The organism is Cupriavidus sp. 05L310, assembly GCF_056398185.1.
This window is the reverse complement of sequence record NZ_JBFTOX010000021.1, coordinates 111,583-123,527: the sequence shown is the minus strand read 5'-3', so window position 1 is coordinate 123,527 and position 11,945 is coordinate 111,583. Positions and strand designations below refer to the sequence as shown.

Here is an 11,945-nt window from a genome sequence, read left to right as displayed (position 1 = left end):
CTGGCCAACTTCTGCCCACACTCGCTCACCGAACTCAAAACGACCGCCCGCAATCGGCTGCGCAGCGCACAACAACGCGCCAACATCATTGCCGCGTGCTGGAAGCAGGCCGAGCTGTGGTGATGTCGTCATTTATACAAGGATCAATAATTTGCCACAATGCAGCGGGCCGGGTGGCTTGATTGCAATCGCGGTCCTTCGCTTCTCGCCGCCCTCAGCGCTTTTTTCGACTTCGAACCGCAACCGCGGCGCCTCTTGATCGTGGCGGTTCGCGTAGGCGGCAGCGGGTAGAATTCGGCTTGCAAAATTCGTGAAGGACTGCCACGGCTGCCCAAGGCGTGCTGCAGGCGATTGATTTCATCGGGATGTATCAGCGGCCTGGCTGCACTTTCGCTTCCTGAATGAACCTCAGGTATCTGATTCCTATGAAGAAATACGCCATTCTCATGTGCTGTATGGGCAATATTTGCCGCTCGCCAACGGCTGAAGGCGTGATGCGCGCCAAACTGGAATCGGCAGGGCTGGCCGATCTGGTCGAGCTGGATTCGGCGGGCACGCATGGCTACCACGTCGGGCGGGCGCCGGATGCGCGCTCGCAGCGCCATGCGCTGGCCCGTGGCTACGATCTCTCCGCGCAACGCGCGCGGCTGGCGGTGGTGCAGGATTTCGCGCGTTTCGACCTGCTATTGGCCATGGACCATGACAACCTGGCGGCTCTGCGCGCAATCAGCCCGCCTGGCAGTCAGGACAAGTTGCGCTTGTTGATGAGCTTCGCCAGCCGCCACGCCGCGGATGAAGTGCCGGATCCCTATTATGGCGAGGGCGACGGCTTCGAACGCGTGCTCGATTACGTGGAGGACGCCTGCGATGGCGTGGTCGCCATGCTGCTCGCAAAGAGGCTGGACGGCGCGGCCTGACTGGAGGCGCGAACCTTCCGGCCGTTGTTTAATTTTCATGAGGTTTCATGTTTCGTTCCCTGTTCCGCAAATGGCGCGAATCGCGCAATGCCAGCCTGCAACTCGACGCAATCCTGGCGGCCGCGGACCCGGAGGCACCGCTGGCGGACCGTAACAGCTGGCTGATCGAACTGGGCTACTGGATCCGGCGCGACGGGCTGCCTGGCGCCGAAGGCATGGCGGCCGACAAGAGCCGCCGCGAGCACGTTCGGCTGCGCTACCTGCTGCAGGTGCTTGGCCGCAACCCGGAAGTGGCGGGGCGCTTTGCCAGCATGGTGCGCTCGCTGGTGCGCGACAACGATCCCACTACCTTGCTTTGCGATACCGGCGTGGCGTCTCACCCGGGCTTCTGGAGCGAGGTGCTCGATCGGCTACAGGCGCGCTTCCTGCCACCGCCGCCCAATCGCGGCGATCTGGCGAGCCTGTTTGCGCTGCTGTTTATCGACGGCAACGATGCCGACTGGGTCGAGGCGCTGGACGCCGAGTTGCTCGAGGGGCTGACTGCCGTGTTGCGCGCGGACGACCCGGAGGCAGCGGGCGATGCCGCCGCGGTGCCGGAATGGGATCGTTTTGATCGCACGCTGGCCACCAGCATCCAGGTACTGGTGAGCCAGGTTCGCGCCACGGGGCTGAGCCAGGCGATCCGCTCGCGCCTCAGTGGCAAGGTGCAGGACACGCCGTTCTTCCGCCTGGGCAGCGCCGCCGAGGCCTTGTGCGAGGAAGGGGCTGCGCAGCACGGTGGCGAGGCGTTCGCGCACCGCCTCAACTATTTCCGTGCACTACTTGACGGCTGCCACCAGGCGGCCCAGCGTGTGTACGACGATCTCGAAGAGAATGGCGTGTCTGTGGAGGTCGTGTTCCAGATCGAGCGCATGAAAGTGCGGCTTGCGCGCATCGAGCTGTTGCTGGCAACCTGGGTCGAGCCGCAGCGGCGCGACCGGCATGCCCATCTGATTGCGGCGTTGATTCGTTCCACCCAGGCGCGCCGCAGCATCGTCCATCTGGCCGGCACTTCGTTCTCGCAACTGGCGCGCAAGGTGGTGGAGCGCTCTGCCGAAACCGGCGAGCATTACATCACGCGCGACCGCCGCGAGTACCGCGATCTGATGCGGGCCGCGGCCGGCGGCGGCCTGATCACCGTGGGCACGGTCTATCTCAAGTTTCTGATCTACGGACTGCACCTGGACAAGTTCATCGAGGGCCTGCTTGCCTCGCTCAACTATGCGGGCAGCTTCCTGGTGATTCACTTCGCGCATTTCACGCTGGCCACCAAGCAGCCGGCGATGACCGGCCCGGCGCTGGCGCACCGGCTCGACGCGGTCGGCAGGCCAGAGGGCCGGGAGATCTTTGTCGATGACACCATCGCGATGATTCGCTCGAACGCCGCGGCGATTTTCGGCAACCTCGCGGCAGTGTTTCCGGTCGCGCTGGCCATCCAGTGGCTGGCCAATCGCTTCCTGGGTGCCAACCTGATCACACCGGCGAAGGCGATCGCCACCATTGAGTCCTTCTCCATTCTCGGTCCCACGCCTGTCTATGCCATCTTCACCGGCGTGCTGCTGTGGCTGTCCAGTCTGGTGGCAGGCTGGGCCGACAACTGGTTCGCGCTGCACAAGGTGCACGACGTGATGGCGTATAACCGCCGCCTGCGCTATGTGCTGGGCGTGCAGGGTGCGGCGCGCATGGCGGATTTCTGGAAGCGCAATATGTCGGGGGTCGCGGCCAATGTCTCGCTTGGCCTGCTGCTCGGTCTGGGGCCGGAGATCCTCAGCTTCTTCGGTCCGCATATGGAGGTGCGCCACGTCACGTTGTCGACCGGGGCGGTAGGCACCTCGATTGGCGTGCTGGGTCTCGGCGTGCTGAAAATGCCTTCGTTCTGGCTGGCGGTGGCGGGCATTGCGCTGATGGGTTTGCTCAATGTGGCAGTGAGTTTCGCCCTGGCCTTCAATATGGCGTTGCGCTCACGCAGCCTGCGTCGGGTAGACCGCCGGGCGCTAAGCGCGGCCGTGCGGCAGCGCATCCTGAAAAACCCCTGGTCCCTGATCGTGCCTCCGCGCGCGCCAGAGACGGCGGCGCCGGTGGGGGAGGGGCGGGTTTGATGCAATGCGGCAGGGGTACTTGACTGAATTAGTCGACTTCTTTTATACTTGACCAAAATGATCAAGTACTCCCCAGCATCATGAGACTGACGACCAAAGGCCGCTTCGCGGTAACCGCCATGATCGACCTGGCCATGCGCCAGGATCAGGGCCCCGTTACGCTAGCGGGCATCAGCCAGCGCCAGAAAATTTCCCTCTCTTACCTCGAGCAGCTGTTCGGTAAGCTGCGTCGCCACGAGATCGTGGAGAGCGTGCGCGGCCCGGGTGGCGGCTACAGCCTTGCCCGCAAGGCGGAGGACGTCACGGTGGCCGACATCATCATCGCTGTCGACGAGCCGCTCGACGCGACCCAGTGCGGCGGAAAAGGTAATTGTAACGGAGATGAGGGAACCGGTCGCTGCATGACCCACGAGCTGTGGGCCACGCTGAACCAGAAAATGGTCGAGTATCTCGATTCCGTCTCCCTGAAGAACCTGGTCGACCAGCAGCGCGCCAAATCCCCCGCGGTGTTGCACGACATGCGCGAAGAGTCGGTGGCGCAAGCCGTGGCCGTGCCGCTGGGCAAGGCGGACAAACAGGAAAAGCCCGCGCGTCCGCGGGTGGTGAATTCGGTTTTCAGCCTGGCTCAGTCGTAAGACGGGCAGCCGGCCAGAGAGCACAGAGAAACATCAAGCATAGCGGTCCCTAAAAGGCAGTCATAACGATGAGCACCCCACATTTCCCCATCTACATGGATTACTCGGCCACCACGCCGGTAGACCCGCGCGTGGCGGACAAGATGATTCCGTACCTGCGCGAACAGTTCGGCAATCCGGCTTCGCGCAGCCACGCCTACGGCTGGGATGCCGAACGCGCGGTGGAGGAGGCGCGTGAGCAGGTGGCCGCACTGGTTGGTGCCGATCCGCGCGAGATCGTCTGGACGTCGGGCGCAACCGAGTCCAATAACCTCGCCATCAAGGGCGCGGCCAATTTCTACTCGGGCAAGGGCAAGCACCTCATCACGGTGAAGACCGAGCACAAGGCCGTGCTGGATACCACCCGCGAGCTGGAGCGCCAGGGCTTCGAGGTGACGTATCTCGACGTGCAGGAAAACGGCCTGGTCGACATCGAAGTGCTCAAGGCGGCGATCCGCCCTGACACGATCCTGGTGTCGGTGATGCTGGTGAACAACGAGATCGGCGTGATCCAGGATGTGGCGCAGATCGGCGAGATCTGCCGCGCCAAGGGCATTATTTTCCATTGCGACGCGGCCCAGGCCACCGGCAAGGTGGCGATTGACCTGAACACGCTGAAGTGCGACCTGATGTCGTTCTCGGCGCACAAGACCTATGGCCCCAAGGGTGTTGGCGCGCTGTACGTACGCCGCAAGCCGCGCGTGCGCCTGGAAGCGCAGATGCACGGCGGCGGCCACGAGCGCGGCATGCGCTCGGGCACGCTGGCCACGCACCAGATCGTCGGCATGGGCGAAGCCTTCCGCATCGCCCGCGAGGAAATGGCCACGGAAAACGAGCGCATCCGCATGCTGCGCGACCGCCTGTGGCGCGGCCTGTCGGGCATGGAAGAGGTCTACCTGAATGGCGACCTGGAACAGCGCGTGCCGCACAACCTGAATGTCAGCTTCAACTTCGTCGAAGGCGAATCGTTGATCATGGCGATCAAGGACGTGGCGGTGTCGTCGGGCTCGGCCTGCACCTCGGCGTCGCTGGAGCCTTCGTACGTGCTGCGCGCCCTTGGCCGCAACGACGAACTGGCACACAGCTCGATTCGCTTTACGGTAGGCCGTTTCACCACCGAAGAAGAAATCGATTACACCGTCGAACTGCTCAAGAGCAAGATCGCCAAGCTGCGCGACCTGTCGCCGCTGTGGGAAATGTTCAAGGACGGTGTGGACCTGAATTCCATCCAGTGGGCCGCGCACTAAGCGCCAAGGCCCCCGCAAGACCCCATAATTACGCCAAGAGGTAGCCAAAATGTCATACAGCACGAAGGTTCTCGACCACTATGAAAACCCCCGCAACGTGGGCTCGTTCGACAAGAACGATGACGCCGTGGGGACCGGCATGGTCGGCGCGCCGGCTTGCGGAGACGTCATGAAGCTGCAGATCAAGGTCAACGAAGCTGGCGTGATCGAAGACGCCAAGTTCAAGACCTATGGCTGCGGTTCGGCCATCGCATCCTCGTCGCTCGTGACCGAGTGGGTCAAGGGCAAGACCGTGGATCAGGCATTGGAAATCAAGAATACGCACATCGCCGAGGAACTGGCGCTGCCGCCGGTGAAGATCCATTGCTCGATCCTGGCCGAAGACGCCATCAAGGCGGCGGTCGAGGATTACAAGAAGAAGCACGACGGCGCCACCGAACAGAAGGCCGCCTGAGTTCCGCGATCCATCAAGGGATAAAGCACCGATGATCACGCTTACCGAGAAAGCCGCCAAGCATGTGGCGCGCTACCTGGACCGCCGCGGCAAGGGCGTTGGCCTGCGCCTCGGCGTCAAGACGACCGGCTGCTCGGGCCTTGCCTACAAGCTGGAATACGTCGACGACCTGTTGCCGGAAGACAGCGTATTCGAGTCGCACGGCATCAAGGTGATCGTCGATCCGAAGAGCCTGCCGTATATCGACGGCACGGAACTGGACTTCGCGCGCGAAGGCCTGAACGAGGGGTTCCGTTTCAACAACCCCAACGTCAAGGACGAATGCGGTTGCGGAGAGTCGTTCCGGGTCTGAGCGCGCGACGGCTGACGTCTTTGCGCAGAATGGGATGAAACGCGGCATAGTCGGCTTCCACCAGGATGACGAAAGCCATTGGGTGGCAGAGCTGGATTGCGGTCATGGCCAGCATATGCGCCATGACCCGCCCTGGCAGATGCGTCCGTGGACGCTGACGGCGCAGGGCCGGGCGGCACGGATCGGCGAGGTGGTGAACTGCCTGAAGTGCGATCGGGCGGAGCCGCCGGCAGATTGGGCGGCGCGAAGCGCGTAGCGCGTTGCCGACCGGTGCTTGCGCAACTTATTGCGGCATCGCCGGCGCGGCCGGCGCACCGCTTTTACGCTGAAGGAAGTTCAAAGGGGCGGCGCAGCCGCTCTTTTTGTTGGGGAAGGTGTTGAAAGACGATTATTTCGCCCTGTTTGGCTTGCCGGTGGGGTACGCAGTCGACGAGGCAGCGCTGGACGCCGCCTACCTGACCGTGCAGTCGCAGGCGCACCCGGACCGCTTCGCCAATGCCGGCGACGCCGAGCGCCGCGTGGCCATGCAGTGGGCCGCGCATGCCAACGAGGCGTACCGCACGCTGCGCCAGCCGCTCAAGCGCGCGATCTACCTGCTGACGCTGCGCGGTGTGGATATCCAGGCCGAGAACAATACGGCCATGGCGCCGGCTTTCCTGATGCAGCAAATGGAATGGCGCGAGGCGCTGCAGGAAGCGGTCGAGGAAAAGGACGTCGCCCGGCTCGACGCGCTGCTGCGCGAGTTGCGCAGCGAGAAGCGCGAGCGCCACGCGGCGCTGGGCGCACTGCTGGATGCCGGCGATAACGCGGCAGCCGGCGGCGCGGCCAGGCAATTGATGTTCATCGAGAAGATCGAACACGACACCAGCGAGGCGATCGACCGCCTGGAAGGCTAGGGATTCAGCGCCTCCGGGCACGTTCGCCGCCGCCATGCCACAATGGCGCCCCGGCGCAAGACCGGCCTGTGTGACAGGCCGCCTTGCCACCGCACGAATAAAGACGATTCATCATGGCACTGCTCCAGATCTCCGAACCCGGCATGTCGCCGGCACCCCACCAGAAGCGGCTAGCGGTCGGCATCGACCTCGGCACGACCAATTCGCTGGTGGCGGCGGTTCGCAACAGCATTCCCGAAGTCCTGACCGATGAAAGCGGCCGCGCGCTGCTGCCTTCGGTGGTGCGCTACCTGCCCAACAAGGGCACGCAGATCGGCTACCGCGCGCAGGAAGAGGCGGTGCACGACCCCAAGAACACCATCGTCTCGGTCAAGCGCTTCATGGGGCGCGGTCTGCGCGACGTCGCGCATATCGAACATAGCCCCTACGATTTCGTTGACGCGCCTGGCATGGTGCAGATCAAGACCGTGGCCGGCGTGAAGAGCCCGGTTGAGATTTCGGCGGAGATCCTGGCCACTCTGCGCCAGCGCGCCGAAGACTCGCTGGGAGACGAACTGGTCGGCGCGGTGATTACCGTGCCCGCCTATTTCGACGACGCGCAGCGCCAGGCCACCAAGGATGCCGCCCAACTAGCGGGTCTGGAAGTGCTGCGCCTGCTAAACGAGCCGACGGCGGCGGCGATCGCCTACGGGCTGGATAACGCGTCCGAAGGCATCTACGCGGTGTACGACCTCGGTGGCGGCACCTTCGATATTTCCATTCTCAAGCTCAGCAAGGGTGTGTTCGAGGTGCTGGCCACAGGCGGCGACTCCGCCCTTGGCGGGGACGATTTCGATCAGCGCCTGATGTGCTGGATTGTCGAGCAAGCTGCCCTGCAACCGCTCTCGGCCGAGGATATGCGCTTGTTGATGGTGCGCGCGCGCGCCGCCAAGGAAGCGCTGTCGGAGGCCGATTCCACGGTGATCGACGCAGTGCTGGACAGCGGCGAGATCGTGCACCTGACGCTGTCGGCAACGGCCTTCGTAGAGATGACCGCGCCGCTGGTGCAGAAGACCCTGGCGCCGGTGCGCAAGGCCCTGCGCGATGCGGGCGTGGCGGCCGACGAAGTCAAGGGCGTGGTGCTGGTCGGCGGTGCGACCCGCATGCCCTCGGTGCGCAAGGCGGTGGGCGATTTCTTCGGCCAGCGTCCGCTGACGAACCTCGATCCCGACCGGGTCGTGGCGCTGGGCGCGGCGATGCAGGCCAACCTGCTGGCCGGCAACGGTGCGCCGGGCGAGGACTGGCTGCTGCTCGACGTGATCCCGCTGTCGCTGGGCGTGGAAACCATGGGCGGACTGGTCGAGAAGATCATTCCGCGCAACAGCACCATCCCGGTGGCGCGCGCGCAGGAGTTCACCACGTTCAAGGATGGCCAGACCGCGATCGCCATCCATGTGCTGCAGGGCGAGCGCGAACTGGCAAGCGACTGCCGTTCGCTGGCGCGCTTCGAGTTGCGCGGCATTCCGCCAATGGTGGCCGGCGCGGCACGTATCCGCGTGACTTACCAGGTCGACGCCGATGGGCTGTTGTCGGTGTTCGCGCGCGAGACGCAGTCGGGCGTGGAAGCGACCATCACCGTCAAGCCGTCCTACGGGCTCGCCGACGACGAGATCGCCCGCATGCTGCAGGACAGCTTCCGCGAAGCCGAGCACGATATGAAGAGCCGCGCGCTGGCTGAAGAGCGCGTGGACGCAGCGCGCCTGATCGAAGCCACGCACCGCGCGCTGGAGCTCGACGGCGACCTGCTCTCGGACGAAGAACGTGCCGGCGTGGAGCGGCTGATCGCGGCAGCGGGCGACATCGCCAAGGGCGAGGATCACCACGCCATCAAGGCAGCGGTGGAAGCGCTGTCCCATGGCACCGACGAATTCGCCGCCCGCCGGATGGACCGCTCGATCAAGAGCGCGCTGGCTGGCCGCAAGGTGGAGGACCTGGGCTGATCCCCGAGGACTCTCGCACCGTATCTAAATCCAGGACATTTCATGCCACAGATCATCGTATTGCCCCACGTCGAACTCTGTCCCGAGGGCGCCGTGTTCGAAGTCAAGACCGGAACCAGCGTCTGCGATGCCTTGCTCAGCCATGGCATCGAGATCGAGCATGCCTGCGAGAAGTCGTGCGCCTGCACCACCTGCCATGTGGTGGTGCGCGAAGGCTTCAATTCGCTCAACGAGCCGGAAGAGAAGGAAGAGGACCTGCTGGACAAGGCGTGGGGGCTTGAGCCGAACTCGCGGCTCTCGTGCCAGGCTATCGTTGCCGACGAGGACCTTACCGTGCAGATTCCCAAGTACACCATCAATTACGCCAAGGAAGGACACTGAGCGCCTGTGCGCCAGCTCGTCCCGCTGCCGATCTGAAAGAGAGAATCCCCATGAAGTGGACCGATACCTACGACATCGCCGCCGCCCTGTACGACAAGTACCCGGACGTGGACCCTGCCACGATTCGATTCACCGACCTGCACCGCTGGGTCCTGGAGCTCGACGGCTTCGCCGACGTGCCCGAGCGTTCGGGTGAAAAGATACTGGAAGCGATCCAGGCTGCCTGGATCGAAGAGGCGGAGTAAGGGAACGTCAAAGTAAAAGGGCCGGTGATCCGGCCCTTTTTTTGACAATTTTGTTCCGGGAGTCCGGCCGGTCAGGCCGTTACCAGGACACCATCCTGCAAGCGCACGCGCTGGCCTACCTGCACGCCAGGATCGGCATGATAGGTGAAGGTGCGGTAGCTGCCATTGTCCATCTGCACGCGCACCTGGTAGGAAGTGTCTTTGCGCACGGTCTTTTCGATCTGGTTGCCGGCAAAGCCGCCGCCTACCGCGCCGGCCACCGTACCCAGGATGCGGCCGTTGCCCTTGCCAATCTGGTTGCCCAGCAGCCCGCCGACCACCGCGCCGCCGACGGCGCCCAGGCCACTGGCCGGCTTGGCGGTCTCGATCGGCGTGATGGCCACGATATGGCCGGTGTACGCGCTGCCTTGCGCTGGCTGGCGTTGGGCGGGGGCGCCGTTGTCAGCGCGGCTCGGCTCGGGGCCATATCCTGCTTCCGCGTTGCCGTTGCGCTGGGTGCTCCTCCGTGCCGCGGGCGCCTGGGCGGGCGGGGCGGTCGGTGCCTGCGTCAACGCGGGGGCCGATGCTTCGGGCGGGCGGGTGGTACTGCCTGGCGCCATTTGCTGGACGGCCTGCGTATTGTTGGCGGCGATCGGCGCGGCCAGCGATTGCGACGCATCCTGCGTCGCCTTGCTAACGGGCAGCACGCCGGTCATCGCGGCGACGGCGGTCAGGCTGGCGATCACGATTGCCACCGCGGCGGCGCCCACCAGCGGATGCAGGCGGCGCTGCGCCGGCAGCGAAGAGGGCAGGGCGGATTCGTTCGATGGCTGCAAGGTCGGGTTCGGCATGTTGTTTTCCTCGCGAAGCGCCGCCAGTCAGGGGTGCTGCCGGCCAACGTTTCGATACGACCAGTGTGGCCGAACGGGGCGCCGTTTTCCGTTTGATTTTGTAAGTTTATGTAGACAGAAAACCCGTTTTAAATCAGTGGCTTGCCTTATGATTCCGGCGGCCTCGGGGTTGGCTGTTTGTAACAAGCCGGCGCGAAAATGAAAAAGCCCCATCGCTTGGATGGGGCTATTTCGTTGCTGGCGGCCAGCCTTGGCCGCCACCGTGCTTCAGTCCTCGCGGCGCAGATGCGGGAACAGGATCACGTCGCGGATATTCGGGCTATCCGTCAGCAGCATCACCAGGCGGTCGATGCCGATACCGCAGCCGCCCGTCGGGGGCATGCCATATTCGAGCGCGCGGATGTAGTCGGCGTCGAAGTACATCGCTTCCTCGTCGCCCGCATCCTTCTGGTCCACTTGCTTGCGGAAACGCTCGGCCTGGTCCTCGGCATCGTTCAGCTCGGAGAAGCCGTTGGCGATTTCGCGGCCGGTGATGAACAGCTCGAAGCGCTCGGTGATGCCCGGCTGGGTGTCCGAGGCGCGCGCCAGCGGCGAGACTTCCACCGGGTAGTCGACGATGAAGGTCGGCTCCCACAGCTGGCTCTCGGCGGTTTCCTCGAACAGCACCAGTTGCAGCGTGCCCAGGCCGGCGTTGAGGAATTGCGGCGCGCTGGTGTTGATGCCGAACTTCTTCAGCTCCGTGCGCAGGAATTCGGTATCGGCCAGTTGCGCGTCGGTGTACTGCGGTGCGTATTTCTGGATCGCCTGGGTGATGGTGAGGCGATGGAAGGGCTTGGACAGATCCAGCTCGCGGCCCTGGTAGTTCAGCACGGCGCTGCCGCGTGCGTCGATGGCGGCCTGGCGGATCAGGTTCTCGGTGAAGTCCATCAGCCAGCGGTAATCCGTGTAGGCCGCGTAGAACTCCATCATCGTGAACTCGGGGTTGTGGCGCGGGCTCACCCCTTCGTTGCGGAAGTTGCGGTTGATCTCGAACACGCGTTCGAAGCCGCCTACCACCAGGCGCTTCAGGTACAGCTCGGGCGCGATGCGCATGAACATCTGCATGTCCAGCGCGTTGTGGTGGGTGATGAACGGCTTGGCCGTGGCGCCGCCCGGGATCGGGTGCAGCATGGGCGTTTCCACTTCCATGAAGCCAGCGTCGGCCATGTGACGGCGCAGCGAGCTGATCGCGTTGGTGCGGGCGCGGAAGGTGGCGCGCGTTTCCGGCGACACGATCAGGTCGACATAGCGCTGGCGGTACCTGGTTTCCTGATCGGCCAGGCCGTGGAACTTGTCCGGCAGCGGGCGCAGGGCCTTGGACAGCAGGCGCAGTTCCTGCACCTGTACCGACAGCTCGCCCTTGTTGGTGCGGAACAGCACGCCGCGCGCGCTGATGATGTCGCCCAGGTCCCAGTGCTTGAAGGCCGCGTAGACGTCTTCGCCGACCTTGTCGCGCGTGATGTAGAACTGGATCTGGCCGCTGCCGTCCTGCACGGTGGCGAAGCTGGCCTTGCCCATCACCCGCTTGAGCATCATGCGGCCGGCGATGGCGACTTCCACCGGGCTGGCTTCCAGCGCGGGCTGGTCGGTCTCCCCGTGCTGCTCGTGCAGCGCGGCGGCCTGGTGGGTCGGGCGGAAATCGTTGGGGAAGGCCACGCCTTGCTGACGCAGGGCCTGCAGCTTCTCGCGCCGTTCCGCGATGATCTTGTTTTCGTCGGCTGCGGCCGGGGCGTTGGCCTCGGCGGGAGCGCGGTTGGATTCGGTCATGATGTCTTGGTGAGTCGCGCGGCGCA

The 11,945-nt window shown here is 64.4% G+C and carries 13 protein-coding genes and 1 pseudogene; 12 read left to right on the top strand and 2 right to left on the bottom strand.

The features are described 5' to 3' along the window. The 12 genes and pseudogenes from AC1DS6_RS17255 to iscX form a co-directional block, all read left to right on the top strand. Positions 1-123: pseudogene (locus tag AC1DS6_RS17255) on the top strand (IS630-like element ISCARN39 family transposase); the annotation flags it as partial. A 302-nt stretch (positions 124-425) separates the two neighbouring features. Then, complete coding sequence (locus AC1DS6_RS17250) at positions 426-917, top strand: low molecular weight protein-tyrosine-phosphatase (protein WP_045238075.1); 492 nt, start codon at positions 426-428, stop codon at positions 915-917. Between the two features lie 47 nt (positions 918-964). After that, a complete protein-coding gene (locus AC1DS6_RS17245; RefSeq protein WP_441630002.1) occupies positions 965-3,055 on the top strand; it encodes a site-specific recombinase in 2,091 nt (696 codons plus the stop codon). 80 nt (positions 3,056-3,135) lie between these two features. Beyond that, positions 3,136-3,690 carry a Fe-S cluster assembly transcriptional regulator IscR gene (gene iscR / locus AC1DS6_RS17240; protein ID WP_035859280.1) on the top strand — a complete coding sequence of 185 codons (555 nt, stop codon included), beginning with the start codon at positions 3,136-3,138 and terminating at the stop codon, positions 3,688-3,690. 62 nt (positions 3,691-3,752) lie between these two features. Continuing rightward, positions 3,753-4,976 (top strand): IscS subfamily cysteine desulfurase, encoded by a 1,224-nt coding sequence (locus AC1DS6_RS17235; RefSeq protein WP_441630083.1) that lies wholly within the window; start codon positions 3,753-3,755, stop codon positions 4,974-4,976. A 49-nt stretch (positions 4,977-5,025) separates the two neighbouring features. After that, on the top strand, positions 5,026-5,430 hold the full coding sequence (gene iscU, locus AC1DS6_RS17230) for a Fe-S cluster assembly scaffold IscU (protein WP_045238072.1): 405 nt from the start codon (positions 5,026-5,028) through the stop codon (positions 5,428-5,430). A 31-nt stretch (positions 5,431-5,461) separates the two neighbouring features. After that, entirely contained in the window at positions 5,462-5,782 is a 321-nt protein-coding gene (iscA, locus tag AC1DS6_RS17225; protein ID WP_017229301.1) for an iron-sulfur cluster assembly protein IscA, read from the top strand. Positions 5,783-5,816: 34 nt separating this feature from the next. Beyond that, the gene (locus AC1DS6_RS17220; RefSeq protein ID WP_045238071.1) at positions 5,817-6,038 is read left to right on the top strand and encodes a DUF3565 domain-containing protein; all 222 of its coding nucleotides are present in this window, start codon (positions 5,817-5,819) and stop codon (positions 6,036-6,038) included. A 121-nt stretch (positions 6,039-6,159) separates the two neighbouring features. Then, positions 6,160-6,678, top strand: a complete 519-nt coding sequence (gene hscB, locus AC1DS6_RS17215; protein ID WP_276288600.1) for a Fe-S protein assembly co-chaperone HscB — start codon at positions 6,160-6,162, stop codon at positions 6,676-6,678. Between the two features lie 113 nt (positions 6,679-6,791). Then, positions 6,792-8,657 (top strand): Fe-S protein assembly chaperone HscA, encoded by a 1,866-nt coding sequence (hscA, locus tag AC1DS6_RS17210; RefSeq protein WP_441630006.1) that lies wholly within the window; start codon positions 6,792-6,794, stop codon positions 8,655-8,657. Positions 8,658-8,699: 42 nt separating this feature from the next. Next, positions 8,700-9,038 carry an ISC system 2Fe-2S type ferredoxin gene (fdx, locus tag AC1DS6_RS17205; protein ID WP_441630008.1) on the top strand — a complete coding sequence of 113 codons (339 nt, stop codon included), beginning with the start codon at positions 8,700-8,702 and terminating at the stop codon, positions 9,036-9,038. A gap of 50 nt (positions 9,039-9,088) precedes the next feature. After that, positions 9,089-9,283, top strand: coding sequence for a Fe-S cluster assembly protein IscX (gene iscX / locus AC1DS6_RS17200; RefSeq protein ID WP_428177879.1), 195 nt, complete (start codon positions 9,089-9,091; stop codon positions 9,281-9,283). A 71-nt stretch (positions 9,284-9,354) separates the two neighbouring features. Here the strand turns inward: iscX and AC1DS6_RS17195 are convergent, their stop codons facing one another. Together AC1DS6_RS17195 and lysS are read right to left on the bottom strand one after the other, a co-directional pair. Further along, complete coding sequence (locus tag AC1DS6_RS17195) at positions 9,355-10,113, bottom strand: glycine zipper 2TM domain-containing protein (RefSeq protein ID WP_441630010.1); 759 nt, start codon at positions 10,111-10,113, stop codon at positions 9,355-9,357. A gap of 267 nt (positions 10,114-10,380) precedes the next feature. Next, complete coding sequence (gene lysS / locus AC1DS6_RS17190; RefSeq protein ID WP_441630012.1) at positions 10,381-11,919, bottom strand: lysine--tRNA ligase; 1,539 nt, start codon at positions 11,917-11,919, stop codon at positions 10,381-10,383. Positions 11,920-11,945: the final 26 nt, after the last annotated feature.